Genomic DNA, 22723 nt, shown 5'->3' with positions numbered 1-22723 from the left:
CATGTACCTGAAATCTCTCGTTCTGAAGGGCTTCAAATCCTTCGCCGACCGCAGTGTGATGTCCATGGAGCCGGGCATCACGGCCATCGTGGGCCCGAACGGCTCGGGCAAGTCGAACATCTCGGACGCGGTTTTGTGGGTGCTCGGCGAGCGCAATGCCAAGAACCTGCGCGGCCAGGCCATGGAGGACGTCATCTTCGCCGGCTCGTCGGCCCGCAAGGCCACGGGTCTGGCCGAGGTCGATCTGGTGCTGGACAACTCCGACGGCACGCTGCCGGTGGACTACGATGAGGTGGCCATCACCCGCCGCATGTACCGCAACGGCGAGAGCGAGTACCTCATCAACGGCACCGTGGCCCGGCGCATGGACGTGCTGGACATCCTGCACGACTCGGGCCTGGGCACCGGCACCCACTCCATCATCTCCCAGGGATCCCTGGATTCCATCTTGCAGAGCAAGCCGGAGGACCGGCGCGCCCTCATCGAGGAGGCCGCCGGCGTGCTGAAGCACAAGCAGCGCAAGGCCAAGAGCGAGCGCAAGCTGGCGAACATGGACCAGCACCTGCTGCGCGCCCGCGACGTGGTGGGAGAGGTGGCCCGCCAGCTGGGGCCCTTGGAGCGCAAGGCGAAGAAGGCCCGCACCTACCAGGAGCTGGCGGCCCGGCAATCCGAGCTGAGCCTCATGATCGCCGTGGACGATCTGCGGGTGCTGCAAGGGGAGTGGGACGCCTCCCAAAAGCGGGAGGCCCAGCTGGTGGCCGAGTTGGAAGAGCGCCGAGGGGCCATCGAGGCCGCCGAGGCTGCCGTGGAGGCCCTTCAGGAGCGCATCCGCCAGGAGACGCTGGACGCCGGTGACCTGTCGCGGCGCCATCGGGCCGCTGCCACCGCCGTTGAGCGCTTCGAGTCCGGCATGATGATGATGCGCGAGCGCCGCCGCGCGGCCCGGGCCCGGGCCGGCGAGCTGGAGCTGGCCCTGGAGGCCAACCGCGTGAAGGCCGCCGAGGCCACGGCCGAGCTGGAGCGGGCCCGGGCTTTGTTCGACGAGGCCGCCGCCGAGCGGGCCGCCGCCGAGAAGAAGGTGTCCGATCTGGATTGCATCTACCGCGATCTGGGCGTGAAGCGCGGCACCTTAGAGCGCGAGCTGTCGGCTTTGGGCAAGGACGCCCAGTCGCTGACGACCCAGATGGAGGTCGCGCGCCGCAAGCACGCCGAGAACACTGAGGCCCTCACCCACGGCCTGGCTCACGTGCAGGTGATCGAGAGCCACGCCGCCGAGCTGTCGCTGGAGCTGTCCCGCGCCCAGGCCGAGGCCGAGGAGGCCGCCGCGACGGCCGCCGAGGCCGCAGGGGCCCTGGCGGCCCTGGCCGCCGACGAGTCGGCGGCGCGCCAGGCCGTTGGCACGGCGCTGCAGTCCCGCGACGCCGCCCGCGCCGCCCTGGACGAGGCCCGCGACACCCATCGCGCCCTCACCGTGGAGATCGCCACGTTGGAAGAGGTGGAGCGCACGAGTGCTGCGGCCAACGGCGAGGCGCGGGCGTGGCTCGTGGAGCACGGCGACGAGGTGGTCGGCTTGGGCGAGCCCCTGTCTCACGTGATCTGCGCCCGCCCCGGCTTCGAGGCGCTGGTGGAGACCCTGCTCGGGGCCGATGTGGCCACCCTGCTCGTGGAGGACGCCACCGTGGTGCGCGCCGTGGCCGAGCAGCTGGCCGCGGCCGATGCGGCCGGTGAGGTGTCCTTCCTGCTGCGCGACGACAGCGCGGCGCGCGGGGGCGCCCGCGCCCTGGAATGGGAAGCGCCCCTGGGCGTGGAGGGCACCGCGCTCATCGGCGAGATCGAGTTTTCCGACGAGGCCCGCGACGCCGTCGCGGCCCTGGTGGGCGATGTGGTGGTGTGCCCCGCCCTGGACGATGCCCTCGCGGCCCACGGCACCGACGAGCTGGGCCTGCGCTTCGTGACCCCCGACGGCTCGGTGGTCTGGCCCTCGGGCAAGGTGTCCGTGGGCGCCACGGTCATCGATGAGGGCACCGGCGCCCTGGCGCGCCACCGGCGCCTGGAGGCCCTGCGCTCGCAATTGACGGCGGCCGAGGAAGCCGTGGCCAAGGCCGAGGAGGCCCATCGCCTGGCCGAGGAGGCCCTGCGCCACGCCCAAGCCACCAGTTTGGAGCTGTCCCAGTCGCTGGCCGCGCTGAAGGGCCGCTCGGAAGCAGCACGGGTCGCCGCCGATGCGGCGGCGGAGAAACTGGCTGCCAGCCGTCGCGAGCTGGAGAATATCGAGCGCCAGCGCGCCGAGGCCGAGGCCATCATCTCCGAGGCCCGTCCCAACGTGGAGTCCTTCGAGGCGCGCCTGGCCGAGCTGGACGAGCAGCTGGTCGAGACCAAGCGCAAGCAGGATGAGGCCCAGAGGCAGTTGCAGCCTATCCGCCGCGAGGCCCATCAGGTATCGGACAATCTGGCCGAGGCGAAGCTGGCCGCCGCCACCTTGGTAGAGCGCACCACCTACGCCGAGCGCGTGCGCGACGCCCGCGCCCGCGACTTGGAATCGCTGGCCGGCGCCAGCGCCGAGGCCGCCGAGCAGCTGCGGGTGAAGACCGTGTCGGCGGCGCGCATCGAGCCTCTGCTCGCCCTGTTCGAGGAGTTGGTGCGCTCGGCCCAGCGCTGGACCCAATCCCTCGAGGAGCAGGCCACGGCCGCCCAGAACTCCTCCACGGGCCTGCACGCCTCGGTGACCGAGGCCCGCGGCCGGGCCCACGAGGCCCACGCCCTGTTCGATGGGGTCAGTGAACGCCTCAGCGAGGCCCGCGTGCAGAAGGGGCGCCTGGAATTGCAAGTGGAGGCCGCGGTGAACCATATCGTACAGGACTGCAAGGCGCCGCTGGAGGCCGCTCTTACCGCACCGGTCCTGGAGGGTCGTGCTGAGGTAGAGGACGAGCTGTTCCGCATCAACCGCCGCATCGCCAATCTGGGCACCATCAATCCCGATGCCGCCGAGGAGTACGACGAGCTGAAGGTGCGCTACGACTACCTGGCCGGCCAGCTGGACGACCTGGATCAGGCGCGCAAGTCCCTCGCGAAGATCAACCGCGTCATCGACCAGCGCATGAAGGACGACTTCATCCGCACCTACGAGACCGTGGACGGCAACTTCCGGGAGATCTTCGCCACGCTGTTCCCGGGCGGTGAGGCCCATCTGTCGCTGGTGGATCCCGACGATCTGGAGAACACCGGCGTGGAGGTGAACGCCCAGCCCAAGGGCAAGCGCATCGCGAAGATGATGCTGCTGTCGGGCGGCGAGAAGTCGCTGACGGCCCTGGCGCTGCTGTTCGCCGTGTACCGCACCCGGTCCACCCCGTTCTACATCCTGGACGAGGTGGAGGCGGCCCTGGACGATTCGAACCTGCGCCGACTGGCCGCCTACATCAACAGCCTGCGCGAGGAGACCCAGCTCATCATGATCACGCACCAGCGCCGCACCATGGAGATGGCCGACGTGTTGTTCGGCGTGTCCATGCAGGGCGACGGCGTCACCAAGGTGATCAGCCAGAAGCTCGACCGCGCCTTGGAGTACGCGGAATAGCCTCCTCGGAATCCCGTAGGGGCGGCCTTCAGGCCGCCCGCACAACCCGGGGCGTCGTCGCTTCGCTCCTACGCCGCCTCCACGGTGACGGCGGTGCCGGAGGCCGTTACCATGAGCATGTTGCCCTGCCCCAGCACCTCGTAGTCCATGTCCACCCCGACGATGGCGTGGGCGCCCAGGGCGCCGGCCCGCTGCTGCAGTTCTTCCAGGGCTTGGGTGCGGGCCGCCATGAGCTCTTCCTCGTAGCCGGCCGACCGGCCGCCCACCAGGTTGCGGATGCCCGCGCCGAAGTCTTTCAAAAAGTTGATACCGGTGATGACCTCACCGAACACGATGCCGTAATAGCCCGTGATACGGTACCCGTCGATAGTTGGCGTCGTCGTGGTGATCATAAGGCTCCCTTCTGCGTTGTTGGTGAGAGAAAGTGTATCCTTTTTCACGATGGACTGTCGAAGGCTATAATGGGGCCGTTCGGGGAGGGGGGTCTCATGAAGTCCAGCGATATGATCGATCGCACGCGTTACGAGGCGCTGCATTGTCCTGTGCGCCAGTTCTGCCCGCTCGCGTTTCTCTGCGCCAAGCGGCTCCATGACGGGCGCCATCTGCTGCCCGCCATCGCCGAGGTGGGTTACCACGAGATGGTGTGGACCGATCTGACAGTTCGGCGGCGGGTCTACGTCGTACGCCGCGGCCTGCTGGTCAACAAGTGCTTCGTCAACAACGGGGTCGAGGTGCCCCAGGCGCTTTTCGCTCCGGGGTCGGTCGCCGGCATCCCCGACATCTACGTGCCCTACGTGGCCTCCGACTTCTATTTCTTCGTCGGACTGGTGCCCGGCCAGCTGTGCGATTTCGATGGGGAAGTGGTGAGGAGCCAGATCGACGCTTTGGGGGTGCCCGAGGCGCAGATGGTGCTCTCGCGCATCTCCCTGAACTGCACGACATCGATGTACGGCCAATCGCTCACCTTCGCCCATCCGCGGGCGCGCGAGAAGGTGGTCTCGGTGCTGCTGCGCCTGGAGAGCGCCTTCGCCCGTTGCGCCGACTTTACCGGAGAGGTGCCCATCGCCCACGACGATGTGGCCTTCCTCGCCGGGCTCGAGCGGGCCACGGCGAGCCGCGAGTTGAAGGCGCTGGCTAAAGAGGGCCTGATCGGATTGGGATACCGCCGCATCGACGTGCTGCCGGGCCTGCGGGCGGCCTATGGCGGTCTGATCGAGGCCAGCCTGCCCTTTTACGGTAACGATTGGAGCGCCGTTTCTGCCTAGGTTCGGGCAAACATTGTGCGGGACGACACAATTGCGGGTGCCATCTTTGTCGCCGCGCTCACGTTCTTCCCCTTTCGCCCCTGTCATACTTCCTTCCATCCGAGGGGCTCTTCAGAGGGCTCTTCGGCCATGACGAAGGGGTCGTCTGTCCACGGGACGGGCCTCAAACCAGAGAGAAGGGGGTACACCATGAGCGAGAGCGGCCTGAATATCAGCCGTCGAGGGTTCGTGGCGGGGGCCGGCGCTGCGGCCCTGACGGCGGGACTGGCCGGCTGCGCGTCCGGCACCGCGGAGAAGGAGGGCACCGATCTGGCGAGCACGTCGCCGGAGAAGATGGCCTACGACCCGAACGAGGGGGAGTGGATTCCCACCACCTGCAACATGTGCTTCAACAACTGCTCCATCAAGGCCCATGTGGTCGACGGCGTGGTGGTGGAACTGACGGGCAACTCCGACAGTTCCATCGGGCGCGGGCATATTTGCGGCAAGGGCGCTGCGGGCATCATGATGCTGTACGATCCCAACCGTATCACCAAGCCCATGAAGCGCACCAATCCCAAGAAGGGCTTCGACGAGGATCCGGGCTGGGAGGAGATCTCCTGGGACGAGGCCTACGAGCTTGTGGATACCAACGTGAAGGCGGCCATCGAGCGATCCGGCCCCCATGCGGTAACCGGCATGTCCATGGTGGCCAGCCAGATCGGCTCGCTCGTGCGCCACACCGCACTCGGCGTGATCTACGGCAATGCCGAGGGCAGCTGCTCGGACATCTGCGGTGCCGGCGTGCATCAGCTTGAATACCTCCTCACGGGCACGGGCAACGCCCGTCCCGACTACCTGAACTGCAACTACGTGGTGCAGTTCGGCACTAACGCCGGCACGGCCACGCGCCATGGCTTCAACATGACCGCGGAGATCTTCGCCGATCGTCGCCGCGAGGGCCTGCGCCATGTGGTGTTCGATCCGCATATGGGGGCGGCCGGCGAGAAGGCCGATTTGTGGGTGCCCATCCGCCCCGGCACCGACGCGGCGGCGGCCCTGGCCATCGCCAACGTGCTCGTGGAAGAGGGGCTCATCGACGTCGAGTTCCTGAAGACGCGCACCAATTCCCCCTCGCTGGTGGATGTGGCCACGGGTCGCATCCTGTTCGACGAGGCCACCGGCAAGTCGCTGTACATGGATGCCGACGGCACGCCGAAGACCTACGACGTGTGCGCCGATCCGCAGCTGGAAGGCGCCTTCGAGGTGAACGGCAAGCAGTGCAAGACCGGATTCACCCTGTACAAAGAGCATGTCGCGAAGTACACCCCCGAGTACCAAGAGGAAATCACCACGGTGCCGGCGGCCACCATCCGCCGTATTGCGAAGGAGCTGGGCGAGGCGGCCTGCATCGGCCAGACGACCACCGTCGATGGCGTCGAGCTGCCCTATCGCCCCGCTGCGGTGGACGGCTTCTCGGGCATCACGCGCCACAAGCACGCCTTCCATGCCTGCTGGGCCGTGTTCACGCTGAACAACCTTATCGGGTCCACCAACGCCGTGGGCGGCTTCTGCGGCTTCGATCCCATCTGCAACGGCTGGGCCGACGGCAACCCGAACATGGCCTGGAAGCCCGGCATCTGGGAGCCCGAGGGCCTCATCGACTGCGCCGGTCTGCTGCTGGCCTTCCCCAACTCCTACTATAAGAAGGTCTATGAGAGCGACTACACGCCCACGACCATGGGTATGCTGGAGATCCAGCCCATCTCGGAGGACAACCACTTCGAGCATGTGGCCCAGGCCCATCCCGACTTGTACCACACCCAGGCCGCCGAGGTTGCGTTCTGCTACGCTTGCAATCCCATCAAGTGGTGGGGCAACTACGACGAGCAGGCCGAGATCTTCAAGAACTACACCTACGTGGTGGGCATCGATATGTTCCTGAACGAGTCGTCCTACTTCTACGACGTCATCCTGCCCGAGTGCTGCTATCTGGAGCGCACCGAGCCTTTGCCCCACGCCTCGGGCAACCACCGCGTTATCGGCGGCTTGCACAACCCCTGGACCGTGCCGGTGTGGCAGAAGGTCGTAGAGCCGCGCGACGGCGCTCCTTCCAGCTGGGAGCTGTTCGGCGAGCTGGCCAACCGCGCCGGCAAGAACGCCGAGTTCATCTCCACGCTGAACATGATGTTCCGCGTGAAGGAGGAGTACTCGGTGCCGCTGGACCAGAAGTTGGACGTGGAGGCCTTCGCCGATTCGGTGCTGAAGTCGAACATCGACGAGGAGCACGATTTTGCCTGGCTGAAGGAGCATGGCGTGTACGACCATCCGCGCACGGTGGACGAGGTGTACATCTGGGCCAACGGCGAGCCGGGGCGCGTGCCCATGTACTTCGACTTCATGTTGGAGGCCAAGGGCAAGGTGGAGGCCAAGGCGGCCGAGCTGGACATTCCCTGGGAGACCGACGATTACCAGGCGCTGCCCGACTGGAAGCCCGGCTGCGGCCACGAGATCACCGATCCCGACTACGACATCCTGCCCGTGTACCACACCGATGCCATCAACACCGATTCGTGGCTCATGGAGAACCCCTATGTCAACGAGATCAACGAGGAGAACCCCTACGGCTACACCATCGAGATGAACGCCGCCACCGCTGCGACCAAGGGCCTGGCCACCGGCGATAAGGTGCGCCTGTCCACTCAGGAGGGCGTGTCGGTGGAAGGCGTGCTGGCCACGTCCGAGGGCGTGCACACCGAGTGCGTGTCGGTGATCGGCGGCCACTGGGGGTCGAAGTCGAAGTACATGCCCCATGCTCTGGACAAGGGCGTGCCGGTGGTGCACCTGGTGCCCGGTCAGACTCCCGAGCGCATGGATCACATCTGCTCGGCCTTCGACCAGTGCATCCGCGTCAAAATCGAGAAGATCGCTTAGGAGGGGATGAGCCATGACTTACGGAATGCTCATTGACTTGAAGAAGTGCATCGGCTGCCACGCCTGCTCGGTGGCCTGCAAGGAGGCCCACGGCACGCGCCCGGGCGTGCGCCGCAGCCGCGTGGACCGCGTATTCGAGGGGACCTACCCCGACGTGCGCAAGACCGCGGTGCCTATGCTGTGTATGCACTGCGAGACGGCCCCCTGCGTGGAGATCTGCCCCCAGGAGGCCACCTGGAAGCGCGACGACGGCATCGTCGTCATCGACAAGGAGAAGTGCATCGGTTGCGGCAGCTGCCAGACCGTGTGCCCCTACGACGCGCGCCACCTGGCGGCCTCCGAGGACGGCTACTTCGGCCCGGAGCTCAACGAGTACGAGGCCGTCATGTACGAGGCGATGCCCCCGGCCACCATGGACAAGTGCACCTTCTGCGCCGAGCGCGTCGACGCCGGAGACGGGCGGGCCCAGGCCTGCGTGGCCGCCTGCCCGGCCGGCGCCCGCGCCTTCGGCGACCTCGGGGAGCTCAAGGCCCAGGCTGAGGCGGCCGGCGGCTACCAGCTGAAGCCCGAGGAGGGCACGAACCCCTCGGTGTGGTACCTGCCGTTCAACGTGAACGAGTAGCGACATCCCCCGGCCCCGGCCCGCGCGGCCGGGGATCCCTCCCCCGAGCGGCGGCCCCTTGGCGGGCCGCCGCTGCGGTTTCGGGCGGTCGTCCATCTCTCGTGTAAAAAGCCCGTGCAGGTTTTCTTGCGCCCCGCGTGGGGGCGCTTCTTCGTTAGAATGGTTGGCGGCACAATGGGCGATCAAGGGCGGCTGCTTATGGACGACGCTACTACGATGCTCTCGCCAGCTTCGTGAAAGATGTGGGCCGACGGGACGGGGCGGCGCTTCTGCGGCTGGTGATCGAACTGGAGGATCGTGGGCTGGGCCGTCGTCTGGCCCAGCTGGATCATCGCCCGAGCTCGCGGTAGAGGGCGCCTCTCCTTCACGGGCGGCTTTCGCCTACGATGCTGCGCGGCGGCCCGGCAGCGGTATAATGGCCCTGTTTTCTGGGGAAGGGGAGGGCTATGAAAGTTTGCACCCAGGTGGAGCGGCAGCGGTCGGAGGCGCTGGCCTGCCCGAACCGGGGCCGGTGCCCGCTCACGTTTCTGTGCGGTGCGCGCCTCGATGACGACAAGTACCTGCTTCCCTCGTTCACCGATGTGGAGGTGGGCGAGATGGTGTGGACCGATCTGGCGGCCCGACCGCGGGTGCTGGTGGTGCGCAGCGGTCTGTTCGTGTCGAAGGTGTACGGCAACGACGATGTGATGATTCCGATGTCGCTGTACGGACAGGGCGTGGTCATCGGCATCCCCGATGTCTACGTGCCCTACGGGGCGTCGGATTTCTATTTCCTGACAGCGCTCGTGCCCACGCGCCTGTGCGCTTTGGACGCGGGCTTCGTGAAAGACCTTATGGCGCGCCTGACTATCGACGAGGCGCAGCAACTGAACGGCTGCCTCACGCTGAATTGCAACACCGGTATGTACGGACAGGCCCTGACCCTTGCCCATCGCCGGGCGCGCGAGAAGGTGGTGTCGGTGCTGTTGCGCCTGAGCAACCAGCTCTCGCGCCAGATCGGCTTCGAGGGCGTGCTGCCCGTGGCCCAGGAGGACATCGCGTTTCTGGCCGGCGTCGAGCGGCCTACGGTGAGCCGCGAGCTGAAGAAGCTCGTTCGCGAGGGGCTCATCGATTTGGGCTATCGCCACGTGCGTCTGCTGCCGCCCCTGCACGAGGCGTACGGCCATCTCATCGAGACCCGGCTGCGTCTTTACGACCTGAGGGACAGCGACGTGTCCTGGTAGGCGCTCGAGATGTTCGCGCGGTGGCCATGTGCCCAACGCGCGCTTGCTCACGCTGGATGCGATCAATGCCGAGACAGCGGCCACGGCAGTTCCCGGCAAGGGGGGCCGGTGCTGGCGTACTGCCGCAGCGGCGTGTGCTCGGCCGAGGCGGCCTTGCCGCTGCCGCCGGCGATCCCCGCAACCAAGAAAGGGTCCGCATTGCACGGACCCTTTCTTGGTTGCGGAGCGCTAAAAGGCGCAGGGCTAGAACTTCCAGCTGTTCATGTAGGCGATCTGCTCCTCGGTGAGCTCGTCGATCTCGATGCCGAGGGTCTCCAGCTTCACGCGGGCCACGCCGTCGTCGATGGCGGCCGGCACGTCGTACACCTTGTTCTGGAGCTCGTCGGCGTGCTGGTAGAGGTACTCGGCGGCCAGGGCCTGGTTGGCGAAGCTCATGTCCATGACCGAGGCGGGGTGCCCCTCGGCACAGGCGAGGTTCACCAGACGGCCCTGGGCCAGCACGATGATGGTGCGGCCGTCGGGCAGGGTGTACTCCTCCACGAGCGGTTTGAGCTCCTCCACCTTCACGGCGTGCTCACGCAGCCACTCCAGGTTGATCTCGGAGTCGAAGTGGCCGGAGTTGCACACGATGGCGCCGTCCTTCATGGTCTCGAAGGCCGGGGCGTCGATGACGTTGCAGTCGCCGGTGACGGTCACCCACACGTCGGCGAAGCGGGCGGCCTCGGCGGCCTTCATCACGCGGTAGCCCTCCATGTGGGCCTCGAGCGCTTTCAGCGGATCCACCTCGCAGACGATGACGTCCATGCCCATGCCGCGGGCCCGCTGGGCCAGGCCGCTGCCGCAGAAGCCGTAGCCGGACACCACCATGGTGCGGCCGCACAGAAGGCGATTCGTGGCGCGCACGATGCCGTCCAAGGTGGACTGGCCCGTGCCGTAGTGGTTGTCGAAGCAGTGCTTGGTGTTGGCGTCGTTGATGTTGAACACCGGGTAGGCCAGGGCGCCCTCGGCGGCCATGGCGGCCAGGCGCACCACGCCGGTGGTGGTCTCCTCGGTGCCGCCGATCACGCCGGCCAGCTTGTCGGTGAACTTGGTGTGCAGGGCGGTGTCCAGATCGGCGCCGTCGTCCATGATGATCTGCGGGTTGGTGGCCACTACCTCGGCGATGTGGCGCTGGTAGGTGTCGCCGTCCTCGCCGGCGATGGCGAACACCGACACGCCGTAGTCGCGCACGAGGGAGGCGGCGGTGTCGTCCTGGGTGGAAAGCGGGTTCGAGGCGCAGAGTGTGACCTTAGCGCCGGCGGCTACGAGCGCGCGCATGAGGTTGGCCGTCTCGGTGGTCACGTGCATGCAGGCGCCGATGCGCACGCCCTCCAAGGGGCGCTCTTCGGCGAAGCGCTCGCGGATGCGGGCGAGCACCGGCATGTCGCGGTCGGCCCACTCGATGCGGGCGCGACCCTCGTCGGCCAGGCTGATGTCCTTGATGTCGCAGGCTTTGCTCACAGGGAACTTCCTTTCTGAATGGTTCGGAGCTCTGCTCACAGGGTAGCATAGGGTGCCCCGCCGGCGCGCTGGCGCATCGGCAGCCCACGGGAATCTTACGCTTTCCTTACAGGTGTGGAGGCGGTGTGTCCCAAATGCGGAGAGGCGGGGCTCTTTGCGACTAAAAAGTACCAAAACGTCCTCTTAGTCCCAAAATGTCCCCACGGCGGAATTTCCAAGGCTATAATTCAGTCGTTTGCGTAGTCGCGCCCTGGCGGGTGCAAGACCGAGGAGTCATCGAGTTGTTCGATACCGTAGCATCGCAAGTGTCGGCCCTTTCCTTCGTCGACATCTTCAACTTCTGCGTGTTTCTGACCTTTACCGTCTGCTACACCTACCAGCTCTACTACGTCTTAGTCGTGCTGACCCGCAAGGCTCCCAAGAAGGTGGCGGCGAGGAACCACCGCTACGCCGTGATGGTGGCCGCCCGCAACGAGGAGGCGGTCATCGCCGATCTCATCCATTCCATCAAGGTGCAGAACTACCCGGCCGAGCTCATCGACGTATTCGTGATCGCTGACAACTGCACCGACGATACGGCGGCGGTGGCCCGCGAGGCCGGCGCCATCGTGTTCCCGCGCCGCAACGACAAGCAGGTGGGGAAGGGCTATGCCCTGGACTGGGGCCTGAAGGCCATCTGGGAGCAGTACGCCGATCGCGACTACGAGGCCTATTTCGTGTTCGATGCCGACAATGTGCTCGACGTGAACTATTTCCGCGAGATGAACGCTACCTTCGATGCCGGCGCCAAGGCCTCCACCTCGTACCGCAACTCCAAGAACTTCGGCAGCAACTGGATCTCCGCCGGCTACGGCGTGTGGTTCTTGCGCGAGGCCAAGTTTCTGAACCAGGCGCGCCTGACCCTGAACACCTCGTGCGCGGTGTCGGGCACGGGCTTCTTCATCGCGGCCGACATCCTGAAGAAGGCCGGCGGCTGGAAGTGGCACCTGCTGACCGAGGACATCGAGTTCTCGGCCTCTTCCATCATCGACGGCGTGCGCATCGCCTACTGCCCCACGGCCGTGCTCTACGACGAGCAGCCCATCACCTTCCGCGACTCGTGGAACCAGCGCTTCCGCTGGGCCAAGGGCTTCTACCAGGTGTTCGCCCACTATGCCGGCGGCCTGGTGAAGGGCGCGGTGACCAACCCTCGCGGCTATCGCTTCGCCTGCTACGACATGCTCATGACCATTGCTCCGGGTATGCTGTTGTCCATTATCTCCATCATCTTCAACACTATCATCATCGTGCTGGCCGCCACGGGCATCATGTCCACGGGCGTGGCCATCGCCTCCTCGCTCACCTCCATCGTGTTCTGCCTCTGCAACTACCTGATGTTCATGTTCGTGTTCGGCGTGCTCACCACCTTCGTCGAATGGGATTCCATCCGCACCACCACGGCCAAGAAGGTGCGCTATATGTTCACCTTCCCGCTGTTCATGCTCACCTACATCCCCATCGCGCTCATCGCCCTGGTGAAGAAGGCCGCCTGGAAGCCGATCCGCCATTCCATTTCCGTGGATGTGGCCGAGTTCTCCGAGGCCGAGGGCGTGCGCCTATCGAAGTAGGGGAGCCGAGCACCGTCGTCTGGCAACTTCAAGTTACTGGGAAGGCGCGCCGGCCTCGGCGCGCCTTCTTCTTTCTCTGCGATCACCTCCTCTAGGCGCGGGCGAAGGTAAGGGCGTGGATCGTTCGGGCGCCCTGGGCCTTCAGGGCCTCGGTGGCGGCGAACAGGGTGGAGCCGGTGGTGCACACGTCGTCGACGAGGATGACGGCGTCGGGTACCGTGGCGCCGGGAAGCACTCGCAGAGCCTCCCGCATGTTCTGGATGCGCTCTGCGCGGCCCAGCCGGCGCTGGTCGAGGCGGCGCGGCGTGGCCAGCAGGGGAGCGAAGTCCACATCCAAAAGCCACGACAGCTCCCGGGCCAAGTGCTCGGCGTGATCGAAGCCGCGCCGGCGTCGGGCCGCGGCCGTGGCGGGCACGAAGGCCACGGCGTCGTCGTCCAGCCACGGCGGCGGGGTCGCGCGGGCCATGAGCGATGCCATGGGCCGCGCCAGGGACCGCTCGCCCTGATCCTTGTACACCGTTACGATGCGCCGCACTTTCTCGGTGAGCACGAGGGGGCTTGTGGCCTGACGGTAGGGCGGCTCCTCGTAACCGAAGGCGGCCAGCAGCACCCGGTTGCACTCGGTGCACTGGACGCGCCCGAAGGGAGCGCCGCAGCGGGGGCAGGCCAGCAGGCTGTCGATGTAGGGGAGCGAGGCGATGCAGTCGGGGCACAGCGGCGTGCCCGGCCGATCGCAGACGGCACAGCGCGTGGGCCACAGGGTCTCGGCCACCACCTCGAAGGCGCGCTCCCGCCAGCGTCGCTCGCTCGGACGAGGGCACGCAGGAGAGCGGGGCCGTGCGCCGCTCGATGCGCCCGGCCGCGATTGTCGGCTGCGGGCAGGTGCGGGGGCGCTGTCCGCGAGGGCAGGGCCGTCGGCGATGCCGGTGGCGGGGTCGAAGAGGGGGAGTTGTTCGCTGCGGGTAGCCATGGGGCCATCATAGCGGGCCGCGGCCGCGGTTCTGTCGCGGGAATCGCCGCCGCAGAGCCGTTCGCGCAGCGTCTCTGCGGCGTCTCGCAACCGTGCCCCAGTCGTGCGATCTTCATGCCGCCAGCCGTTTGGGGGACGTTCGTCAACCAGAGGTTCTCTGGGCTTTTCTTGGAAGGGGGCCCGATCTGCTACACTTAGCGGTGCTTCTTTCGAGTCTGTAGTTGCGGAGGCGGCATGCCCGCTTCCAAGTCCAAGGCAGATGCGGTCGAAAGGATCCACGTAAGCGCGCGGGCCCGCCCGCCGTGAGCATGGCGTATCCTAGAGGTAAGTCGCACCGTCCGCACCCATTTCGCAGCCAGAGCCTGCGACGGACGAGAGGGCCGGTAGCGCAAGCAAAAGCCCCGGTGCGCGAGTGTGGGGTCAAAGACTAGGTCAGTCGGAAGAGGCATGCTCGAACGTATTGAGACGGAGGACGAAGTGAGAAGACGCATACTCGTCATGGCCGCCGCGGTGGCGCTCGCCTGCATGGCGCTCGCGCTGTGCGGGTGCAACGGCTCGAACAACTACCAGCCCCCGCTGAAGGAGGCCACGGTGGCGCCGCCCGTGATCGGCGAGGAGGGCACGCTGCGCGTGGGCGTGAACACTGAGAATCCTCCGCTGGCCGGCATGGGAAGCGGCAAGATCATCGGCATCGACGTGGATATCGCCTCGGCCATCGCCGATGAGCTGGGCCTGAAGGTGTCCATTGTGGATGTGGGCAGCGACCCGGCCTCGTTCATCGCCGAGGGCAAGGTGGACATCGTGCTGGGCATCGATGCCGCCAACGCCGAGAGCGACTACTGGGTCTCGTCGTCCTACCTGCCCACGGGCATCGCGCTGTTCGCCCTGAGCCCCGATGCCGGCGTGCCCGCGGCCGATTCGGGCGCCACCTTCGCCGCCCAGGTGTCCTCTAAGAGCGCATGGGCCGTGTCCAACGAGTTCGGCCAGGATTCCCTGACCTCCACGAACAGCCTGAGCGACGCCTTCGCCGCCCTTCAGGCCGGCACGGTGCAGTACGTGGCCGCCGATGCCATCATCGGTCTGTACGCGGCCCACGGCCAGGGTCTGGACGTGTCGGTGGTGGCTATGCTCATGAAACCGAGCGGCTACTGCATGGCCGCCTCCGCCGAGAACCTCGATCTGCAGCAGGCCGCCGGCGATGTGCTGACGAACCTGGTGAGCAACGGCACCATCGACGTTATCGAGCGCAAGTGGCTCGGCGCCAGCGTGGCCCTCGACGGCCTCACTGTCATCGGCGACGGCAGCGCCCCGGCCGGCGATACCGGCAGCGACCAGGCAACTGCCGACGACAACAGCGGCAGCGCCTCCGACGGGGATAACGGCGGCGATACTGGCACCGACGGCGACAACAGCGGCGACGGGGATTCCGGCAATGGCGATTCGGGGAACGATAGCTCCGACGGCCCCGACGAGGAAGGCGAGTAGAAGCCCTGCGCTTCCTCTCGCAGACATCACTGCAAACGGCCCGCAAGCGTGTACTTGCGGGCCGTTTCTATATTCCGTTGCCTATGGGTTTCGCGCCTAAGAGTGATAGGTTTGGGATCAGTGTCGGGCGGGGCAGTGCGCTACCATGGGAGAGGAGCGGGGCTGCGCGCGGTGCGCCGACGGGGCGGCCTTACCGGCGTCGATGAAAGGACGGACCTCATGAGAACCGCACTCTGTGACATTTTAGGCATCGAGCATCCCATCATCCAAGGGGGCATGGCCCACATCTCCGACGGCGCCTTCGCGGCCACGGTGAGCGAGGGCGGCGGCCTGGGCGTGATCCAGTCGGGCTTCGACGCGCCCGAGGTGGTGCGAGAGCAGATTCGCATCGCCCGCAGCATGACCGAGCGGCCCTTCGCCGTGAATCTCATCATGGAGTCGAAGTGCGTCGAGGGGGTGACCCGGGTGGTCATCGAGGAACGGGTGCCCGCAGTGACGGTGAGCGCCGGCAACCCGGCCCGCATCATCCCGCTGCTCGTGGAGGCCGGTATCATCACCATGTGCCTGGTGCCCCACGCTCGCGCGGCGAAGAAGATGCAGGATTTGGGGGCGGCGGTGATCATCGCCGAGGGCATGGAGGGCGGCGGACACATCGGCCGCCAGACCACGCTGCCCATGGTGCGCCAGATCGTAGAGGCCGTGGACATTCCCGTGGTGGCTGCCGGCGGCATCGCCGACGGCGCGGGCTTCGTGGCGGCTTTGGCCCTGGGGGCCGTGGGCGTGCAGATGGGCACGGCCTTCCTCGTGGCCGAGGAGTGCCCCGTGGACATCCACTACAAGCAGCTCATCATCGAGGCCGACGACACGTCCACCACGCTGACCGGCGAACCGGGCAAGAAGCAGGTGCGCTGCCTGCAGAACCCCTTCACCCGCGGCTACTGGGAGCTCTACGACAACGGCGCCACGAGCGAGGAATTGGACGCCTACTGCACCGGCTCCATCAGCCGTGCCCAGGCCGGCGACGTGGAGCGCGGCGCCTTCTCGGCGGGCATGATCTCGGGGCTCATCAAGGAAGTGAAGCCCGCGGCCGCCATCATCCGCGATGTGATGACCGAGGCCGATGAGGCCTATGCGCAGTTGAAGCGGCTGTACGGGTAGAAGGTTGGGGCGTGAACGACCTGAAGGTCGCTCGCGCGGAAGAACGGCGGAAGGGCGGGGCGACGTTGCTGCGAACGACCTGAAGCCCGTCCCTACGGAAGAGTCCCGACAACGAGGAGGGGCCCCGCACTGGCGGTGCTGGGCCCCTTGCATTCCCAATGGGAGGCGGCGCTTAGCTCAAGAAGTCGTCCAAGATCTCGGCCTCGGCCTCTTCCTCGGTCAGCCCCAACGTCATGAGCTTCACGATCTGGTCGCCGGCGATCTTGCCGATGGCGGCCTCGTGCACGAGCATGGCGTCCTCGCTGGCCGCCTCGATGCCGGGGATGGCCTTCACCTTGGCGTTGCCCATGATGATGGCGTCGCACTGCACGTGCCCGCGGCAGGCACACTCGCCGATGACGAGCGGGTTGAACACCTGCACGGAATCGTCCTGGGCCACCGAGCGGGAGATCACCTGCACGGAAGACCCCTCGCCCTTCAATTCCACCTTCATGTTGGAGATGGCGGTCTGGTTGCCGTGGGTGAGCAGCTTCTCGGTGAGCACGAGCTTCGCGTTCGCGCCCAGCTCGGCATTGGTGTCGCGCACAGTGCTCGTCACGCCGCGCAGCTGCACCATCTCCATCTCGCAGGAGGCGCCCTCCTCCATGTACACGTTGGTGGTGGGGTTCAAGATGCGCTCGCCTGTGCCCTCGCCCTCGCCGTAGTGCTTCTCGACGTAGCGGATGCGGGCGTTCTTGCCGATATAGAAGCTGTGGATGCCGTCGTGCTCGGAGGCATCGTGGGAGTCGTTGTGGATGCCGCAGCCGGCGATGATGGTGACGTCGCAGTCCTCGCCCACGTAGAAGGTGTTGTACACCACGTCCTTCAGGCCCGACTTCGTCACGATGACGGGGATGTACACCGTCTCGCCCTTGGTGCCCGGCGCGATGCGGATGTCGATGCCGGGGTTGTCGGTCTTGGTCTCGATGTCGATGTAGGCGGAAGAATGGCGCTCCACAAGCTCGCCGTCCTTGCGCACGTTGAAGGCGCCCTTCGGCATGCCGTGCATGTTGGCGATCTCGGCGAGCAGGTTCTCGTCGATGGGGGAAAGGTCTACGGCCATGTCAGTCTCCTTGGTTTTCGCTTCTGGCTCTTCGCCGGTCGGGGTCGCTGGGTACCTCGATTCGCTCGGGCAGTCCTCGCTTGGTGGAAATGTCCACTGGACATTTCCAGTCGCTGCGGAACTCGCTCGGTCGAGGCACCCGGCGACCCCTCTACGCGTTTACTCGGTTGATCGAAAGCGTTAGCAGGTGGTGGGGATCTCGGTCAGGTGCAGCTCGGTGGGAACCGACAGCGGGCAGCCGTGGTCGTCCAGGCTGCGGGCGGCGAATCCCAGCTGCGGCATGAGCTCGGCCGGGCTGCCCGTGGCGGCCACGCGACCGGCTTGCAGAAGCACGATCTCGTCGGCGAGCGAGATGATGCGCTCCTGGTGCGAGATGATCACGATGGAGCGGCCGTCGCGGGCCTCGTGGATGTCGCGGAAGGTCTCCGTGAGGCGATCGAAGCTCCACAGGTCGATGCCGGCCTCGGGCTCGTCGTAGATGGCCAGCTTCGGGTCGCGGGCCAGAATGGTGGCGATCTCGATGCGCTTCACCTCGCCGCCCGACAGCGACTTGTCTACCTCGCGGGTGAGATAGCTCGCCGAGCACAGGCCCACCTTCGAGAGGTACTCGTTGCAGGCGAGCATCGGCAGCTTCTTGCCGGCGGCGATGTCCAGAAGCTTCTTCACCTTCATGCCGCGAAAACGCGCCGGCTGCTGGAAGCCGTAGCCGATGCCCAGCTTGGCGCGGTCGGTGATGGACATCCCTGTGATGTCTTGGCCGTCGAAGAGGATGGCGCCGCTCGTGGGCTCCTCGATGCCCATGATGAGCTTGGCCAGGGTGGACTTGCCGCCGCCGTTGGGGCCGGTGATCACGGTGAAGCGGTCGTCGGGAATGGTCAGCGACAGATCGTCGATGATGCGCTTGGTGCCCCCGTCGTCGGCTGGCACCTCGAACACCAGGTTCTTCAGTTCAAGCATGGATCGCTCCGTCTCTCGTCTCGGGATCAGGCTGTCTTTTCTGTCGCCGATTATAGCGAAATTGTCCCCATCCGAGGAGAAATAATAACAACGCCATGAAGGATGCGGGGGATAGCGGGCAGTTTGGGTAGAATACGGGGCGGAAAACACCGAGAAAGGGAGCGTTTGTGACCAACGTGAAAGATATTGCGGCGCGCCACGGTTTCGCGTGGCAGCGCACCGAGACCCTGCCCGAGATCGAGGGCGTCGCCCACCTGCTCGCCCACGAGGCCTCGGGCGCGCGGCTCATGTACCTTCAGAACGACGACGCGAACAAGGCGTTCTCGATCACCTTCAAGACCCCGGCCGCCGACGACACGGGCGTGTTCCATATCCTGGAGCACTCGGTGCTGTGCGGGTCGGAGAAGTTTCCCGTGAAGGAGCCCTTCGTCAATCTGCTGAAGACCTCCATGCAGACCTTCCTGAACGCCATGACCTTCCCGGATAAGACCATGTACCCGGTGGCCTCCACCAACGAGCGCGATCTTTTGAACCTCATGGACGTGTACCTGGACGCGGTCTTTCGCCCGAACATCTACCGCCGCGAGGCCATCTTCCAACAGGAGGGCTGGCACTGGGAGCTGGAAGGGGAGGGGGACGAGCGGGAGCTCGTCTACAACGGCGTGGTGTACAACGAGATGAAGGGCGCTCTCTCCGAGCCCGACTCGGTGCTCTACGACACCCTGAGCGCCGCCCTATTCCCCGACACCACCTACCGTTTCGAGTCCGGCGGCACGCCGGCGGCCATCCCTACGCTGACCTACGAGGCCTTCCTGGACAGCCACCGCCGCCATTACCGCCCCGACAACAGCTACATCATCCTGTACGGCGACTTGGACTTAGGCCGCTTCCTTGCCTTCATCGACGAGGGCTACCTGGCGCCGCTGGCCGCCGAGGAGCGCGGGCCCTTGGCGGTGAACCCCTTGGGGCTGCAGGCGCCCGTGGTGGCCGCGCCCGCGAGCGTGACCATGGACACGGCCCCGGAGAACGCCTGCGCCGCCGTGGGCTCGGTCATCGGGCGGGCCGCCGACCGCGAGCGCGTCATCGCCGCGGACATCCTGCTGGACGCCATCGCCGGCTCCAACGAGGCGCCCCTGAAGCGGGCGCTGCTGGACGCGGGCATCGCCGACGACGTGGCCGCCTACGTGGCCGATTCCGTGGCCCAGCCCTTCGCTGTGGTGTCGCTGCGCGGGGCCCGGCCCGATGCCGCCGCGCGACTGGAGGAGATCGTGCGCGCCGAGGCCGCCCGCCTGGCCGCGGGCGGCCTGGACCGCGACCTGGTGCGCGCGGCCCTGTCCCACGCCGAGTTCGTCATGCGCGAGCGCAACTTCGGCTACGCCGACGGCGTGGTGCTGGCCATGACGGCGCTGAGCGGATGGCTGTACTCCGACGAGGACCCCATGGCCTACCTGCGCTTCAACGACGCCTTCGCGTCGTTGGCGGCCAAGGTGGACGAGGGCTATTTCGAAGGGCTGCTGCGCGAGCTGTTCTGCGAGAGTGCCCATTGGGCCCGGGTGGAAGTGGCGCCCGGCGACGAGGGCGCCGAGGAGCGCGCCTTCGAGGCGGCCCGGGCGCGGGCCGCGGCCCTGAGCCCCGATGAGGCGGCGGCCATCGACGAGGCCGTGGCCGCTCTGCGCGCGGCCCAGGAGGCCCCCGACGATCCGGCCGCCGTGGCCGCCCTGCCCCAGCTCACCCGCGCCGACATCGGGGAGGCTCCGGCCGAGGCGCCCTGGGAGGTGTCGGCCCACGGCGCGGCGACCTTGGTGCGTCACCGCATCGCCACCCACGGCATCGCCTATGCCTACCGCTACTTCGATCTGCAGAGCCTCGCCTTCGAGGAGCTGCCCTACGCCACGGTGCTGGCCTTCGTGCTGGGCAAACTGGACACGGCGCGCCACAGCGCCGCCGAGCTGGACACCTTGTCCCAGGCCCATCTCGGCAATATGGGGTTTTCCTGCGAGGTGCACGAGTCGGTGGGCGACGCCGAGTGCATCCGCCCGGTGCTGGTGGCCGGCTCCTCGGGCCTGGCCGCCAACGTGCCCTGGATGGCGACGCTCGTGGACGAGGTGCTCACCGAGACCGACTTCTCCGATACGGCCCGCATCCGCGACATCCTGGCCCAGTGGCGCATCGCCCTGGAGCAGTCCTTCGCGTCGAACGGCCACAGCTGCGCCATGGCGCGGGCCGCGTCGTACTACCTGCCCGCGGGCGTGGTGCGCGAGGCGCTGTCGGGCGTGGACTTCTACCGCTTCTTGAAAGATGTGCTAGAGCACTACGACGAGCGCGCCGAGGCTCTGGCCGCCAAGCTGGCCGCTCTGGCGAAGCGCCTGTTCGTCGATGGGAACTGCACGGTGTCCTTCGCCGGCACCGATGAGGAGCTGGCGGCCTTCTGGGAGGCGGGGGCCTCTCTGGGCGGCGATACGGCCCCGGCGGCCTTGGTGGTGCCGGCTCCGGTGAACCGCCGCGAGGCCTTCGTGGTGCCCACCGATGTGACCTACACGGCCTGCGGCTGGGACCGCCGCCGGGTGGGCGCGCCCTACACGGGGGCGTGGCTTTTAGCCGCGCGCATCCTCACTTTCGACTATCTGTGGGGCGAGGTGCGCGTGAAGGGTGGCGCCTACGGCACCGGCTTCCAGGCCACCCGCGCCGGCTCCTGCCGCTTCTACTCCTACCGCGACCCGCGCATCGACGAGACCCGGGCCCGCTTCATCGAGGCCGGCTCGTGGCTTGCGGGCGCCTTCGACCCCACCGAGGCCGAGATGGACGGCTACGTGGTGTCGGCGGCCGCGTCCATGGACGCCCCGGAGAAGGCCCGTGCCCTGTTGCGCCGCCAGGACGGCATGTTCTTCGCCGGCTACGACATCGCCGACCGCGCCCGGGTGCGCGGGGAGGTGGTGGCCGCCGAGGTCGATGCGGTGCGCGATCTGGGGCCGGCTGTGGACGCCATCGCCCGGGCCGATTGCATCTGCGTCTTCGGCAATCGCGAGATCATCGAGGCCTCCTCTGGTGGACTTACCGTGATCGACCTCCTCAACGAGTGAGGTATTCCGCTATAATTTGCCAGTCGATGAGAAAGGATGCCGTCCATGGCCGACAAATTGGGCTTCTCGCATATCACGGTCACCGCCGATGAGGACGAGGACATCGTCATTCAGGCGGGCGTCGTGGACGAGCCGTCCGCCAAGGAGCCGAGCGTGAGCGCCCCGGCCCCAGAAGCGGCGCCGGCAGCCGATGGGGGCGCCGAGGCCGCCGAGGTCGCGCCCGCCGCCGACATCGCGCCCGAGCCGCCCGCCCGCTCGCGCCCTGCGGCCCCCGACGACGGCTACCGCGAGACCACCCTGGAGGACATCGAGAGCGCGAAGATGTCCGGCACCCAGAAGGCGGTCATCCTCGTGGCAATGCTCGGCATCGCCGCCTTCGTCCTCTGGTACCTCCTCGCGGGCTAGGCCCGCGCCCCACCCATTCTTTTTGAACGCAGCCCCAAACGAAGAAGGAAAGAGCATGGTGAAGAACAACGCGAACGAGCCCGGCCGCCGTCCGAGCGAGGATGCCGACGGCAATGCCATGGGCCTGACCGAGGCCTTCCATCCTGTCGCCTCCGACGGGTTCACCACGGTGATGAAGCCCGCGGGGGAGGCCGGTTCTGTGGAGAGCGAGGAGGTGACCGCCGGTCCTGCGGGCACTTTCGAGGAAGTGGACCTGGGCGATGGCGAGCCTCTGGACGACGAGGGCCTGGCCGCCGGCGAGTCCTTCGGCAACGAGGAGGCCTTCGACGACTTCTACGCCGGCCGCCCCGCCCACGGCCGCGGCGAAGGCGAGCTGTCCGCCGCCACGCCGCTGCCCACCATCTCCCACGGTGCCACTACCAAGCCCGCCTCCAAGGCCAAGGGCGAGGGTCCGCGCCACGGTCGCCATGCCCACGTGGCCACCGACAATCAGGGCAAGCCCGCAGTGCCCGAGTACATGCGCAAGTCGCGCCGCATGCGCCGCATCCTCATCGCGGTGATCGCCGTTCTCGTGCTGCTCTTGGGGGGCCTGTCCTACTTCGGCGTGCAGCTGTACAAGGAGAACAGCTCCACGGCCGTGCAGCAGGCCCAGAACACCGAGCATGAGCCGGGGACCATCCAAAGCGACCAGGCAAACGACGCCTCTACCGAGACCGCCAAGACCACCACGGTGCCCAACCTGGTGGGCCTTCTGGGTCTCACCCAGCAGGAGGCCGTGGACAAGCTGCAGCACGGCGCCCAGGTGTCCAGTTCCCGCGAGGTGAACGAGGAGGGCAACCCCATCAAGACCGAGGCCCGCGTG

General features: G+C 67.0%; 15 protein-coding genes and 1 pseudogene. 11 read left to right on the top strand and 5 right to left on the bottom strand.

All coding sequences use genetic code 11. The features are described 5' to 3' along the window. The first annotated feature begins 1 nt into the window (after position 1). Positions 2–3574 carry a chromosome segregation protein SMC gene (smc, locus tag G503_RS0107835; protein ID WP_028027142.1) on the top strand — a complete coding sequence of 1191 codons (3573 nt, stop codon included), beginning with the start codon at positions 2–4 and terminating at the stop codon, positions 3572–3574. 68 nt (positions 3575–3642) lie between these two features. Here smc and G503_RS0107830 read toward each other — a convergent pair whose 3' ends face one another. Then, complete coding sequence (locus G503_RS0107830) at positions 3643–3966, bottom strand: heavy metal-binding domain-containing protein (RefSeq protein WP_028027141.1); 324 nt, start codon at positions 3964–3966, stop codon at positions 3643–3645. A 96-nt stretch (positions 3967–4062) separates the two neighbouring features. On the opposite strand from G503_RS0107830, the gene G503_RS0107825 reads away from it, so the two are divergent. The 4 genes from G503_RS0107825 to G503_RS0107805 all read left to right on the top strand — a co-directional run bounded on the left by G503_RS0107825 (position 4063) and on the right by G503_RS0107805 (position 9597). Further along, positions 4063–4839, top strand: coding sequence for a Crp/Fnr family transcriptional regulator (locus G503_RS0107825; protein ID WP_028027140.1), 777 nt, complete (start codon positions 4063–4065; stop codon positions 4837–4839). Between the two features lie 189 nt (positions 4840–5028). Beyond that, positions 5029–7752 carry a molybdopterin-dependent oxidoreductase gene (locus tag G503_RS0107820; protein WP_028027139.1) on the top strand — a complete coding sequence of 908 codons (2724 nt, stop codon included), beginning with the start codon at positions 5029–5031 and terminating at the stop codon, positions 7750–7752. 13 nt (positions 7753–7765) lie between these two features. After that, positions 7766–8374, top strand: coding sequence for a 4Fe-4S dicluster domain-containing protein (locus G503_RS0107815; RefSeq protein ID WP_028027138.1), 609 nt, complete (start codon positions 7766–7768; stop codon positions 8372–8374). A gap of 446 nt (positions 8375–8820) precedes the next feature. Beyond that, positions 8821–9597, top strand: coding sequence for a Crp/Fnr family transcriptional regulator (locus tag G503_RS0107805; RefSeq protein ID WP_028027137.1), 777 nt, complete (start codon positions 8821–8823; stop codon positions 9595–9597). Between the two features lie 243 nt (positions 9598–9840). On the opposite strand, the gene ahcY is transcribed toward G503_RS0107805, so the two are convergent. Then, positions 9841–11097 carry an adenosylhomocysteinase gene (gene ahcY / locus G503_RS0107800; protein WP_028027136.1) on the bottom strand — a complete coding sequence of 419 codons (1257 nt, stop codon included), beginning with the start codon at positions 11095–11097 and terminating at the stop codon, positions 9841–9843. Between the two features lie 281 nt (positions 11098–11378). On the opposite strand from ahcY, the gene G503_RS0107795 reads away from it, so the two are divergent. Further along, the gene (locus tag G503_RS0107795) at positions 11379–12704 is read left to right on the top strand and encodes a glycosyltransferase family 2 protein (RefSeq protein ID WP_035022425.1); all 1326 of its coding nucleotides are present in this window, start codon (positions 11379–11381) and stop codon (positions 12702–12704) included. Positions 12705–12795: 91 nt separating this feature from the next. Here G503_RS0107795 and G503_RS14380 read toward each other — a convergent pair whose 3' ends face one another. Next, the gene (locus G503_RS14380; RefSeq protein WP_156891966.1) at positions 12796–13674 is read right to left on the bottom strand and encodes a ComF family protein; all 879 of its coding nucleotides are present in this window, start codon (positions 13672–13674) and stop codon (positions 12796–12798) included. A 477-nt stretch (positions 13675–14151) separates the two neighbouring features. Here G503_RS14380 and G503_RS14375 point away from each other — a divergent pair, with 477 nt between their 5' ends. Together G503_RS14375 and G503_RS0107780 are read left to right on the top strand one after the other, a co-directional pair. Beyond that, on the top strand, positions 14152–15159 hold the full coding sequence (locus G503_RS14375) for a substrate-binding periplasmic protein (protein ID WP_169628155.1): 1008 nt from the start codon (positions 14152–14154) through the stop codon (positions 15157–15159). 219 nt (positions 15160–15378) lie between these two features. Beyond that, positions 15379–16317, top strand: coding sequence for a nitronate monooxygenase (locus G503_RS0107780; RefSeq protein ID WP_028027134.1), 939 nt, complete (start codon positions 15379–15381; stop codon positions 16315–16317). Between the two features lie 172 nt (positions 16318–16489). Here G503_RS0107780 and G503_RS0107775 read toward each other — a convergent pair whose 3' ends face one another. Continuing rightward, on the bottom strand, positions 16490–17419 hold the full coding sequence (locus tag G503_RS0107775; protein WP_028027133.1) for a SufB/SufD family protein: 930 nt from the start codon (positions 17417–17419) through the stop codon (positions 16490–16492). Between the two features lie 180 nt (positions 17420–17599). After that, positions 17600–18376, bottom strand: coding sequence for an ABC transporter ATP-binding protein (locus G503_RS0107770; RefSeq protein WP_028027132.1), 777 nt, complete (start codon positions 18374–18376; stop codon positions 17600–17602). 167 nt (positions 18377–18543) lie between these two features. Between G503_RS0107770 and G503_RS0107765 the strand changes: the two genes are divergently transcribed. The 3 genes and pseudogenes from G503_RS0107765 to G503_RS15650 all read left to right on the top strand — a co-directional run. Further along, complete coding sequence (locus tag G503_RS0107765; RefSeq protein WP_235715523.1) at positions 18544–21456, top strand: insulinase family protein; 2913 nt, start codon at positions 18544–18546, stop codon at positions 21454–21456. Between the two features lie 45 nt (positions 21457–21501). Next, the gene (locus G503_RS0107760) at positions 21502–21861 is read left to right on the top strand and encodes a hypothetical protein (RefSeq protein ID WP_035022421.1); all 360 of its coding nucleotides are present in this window, start codon (positions 21502–21504) and stop codon (positions 21859–21861) included. 55 nt (positions 21862–21916) lie between these two features. Next, positions 21917–22723: pseudogene (locus tag G503_RS15650) on the top strand (hypothetical protein); the annotation flags it as partial.

This window comes from Adlercreutzia mucosicola DSM 19490 (genome assembly GCF_000422625.1).
GTDB classification, from domain to species: domain Bacteria; phylum Actinomycetota; class Coriobacteriia; order Coriobacteriales; family Eggerthellaceae; genus Adlercreutzia; species Adlercreutzia mucosicola.
The sequence above is the reverse complement of the archived record's forward strand: the minus strand, read 5'-3'. Positions and strand labels throughout refer to the sequence as shown.

Excerpts from the sequence above, each read along its gene's own strand:
- smc (WP_028027142.1), top strand. The coding sequence starts at position 2 with ATGTACCTGAAATCTCTCGTTCTGAAGGGCTTCAAATCCTTCGCCGAC.
- G503_RS0107830 (WP_028027141.1), bottom strand. The coding sequence starts at position 3,966 with ATGATCACCACGACGACGCCAACTATCGACGGGTACCGTATCACGGGC.
- G503_RS0107825 (WP_028027140.1), top strand. The coding sequence starts at position 4,063 with ATGAAGTCCAGCGATATGATCGATCGCACGCGTTACGAGGCGCTGCAT.
- G503_RS0107820 (WP_028027139.1), top strand. The coding sequence starts at position 5,029 with ATGAGCGAGAGCGGCCTGAATATCAGCCGTCGAGGGTTCGTGGCGGGG.
- G503_RS0107815 (WP_028027138.1), top strand. The coding sequence starts at position 7,766 with ATGACTTACGGAATGCTCATTGACTTGAAGAAGTGCATCGGCTGCCAC.
- G503_RS0107805 (WP_028027137.1), top strand. The coding sequence starts at position 8,821 with ATGAAAGTTTGCACCCAGGTGGAGCGGCAGCGGTCGGAGGCGCTGGCC.
- G503_RS14380 (WP_156891966.1), bottom strand. The coding sequence starts at position 13,674 with ATGGCTACCCGCAGCGAACAACTCCCCCTCTTCGACCCCGCCACCGGC.
- G503_RS0107780 (WP_028027134.1), top strand. The coding sequence starts at position 15,379 with ATGAGAACCGCACTCTGTGACATTTTAGGCATCGAGCATCCCATCATC.
- G503_RS0107775 (WP_028027133.1), bottom strand. The coding sequence starts at position 17,419 with ATGGCCGTAGACCTTTCCCCCATCGACGAGAACCTGCTCGCCGAGATC.
- G503_RS0107770 (WP_028027132.1), bottom strand. The coding sequence starts at position 18,376 with ATGCTTGAACTGAAGAACCTGGTGTTCGAGGTGCCAGCCGACGACGGG.
- G503_RS0107760 (WP_035022421.1), top strand. The coding sequence starts at position 21,502 with ATGGCCGACAAATTGGGCTTCTCGCATATCACGGTCACCGCCGATGAG.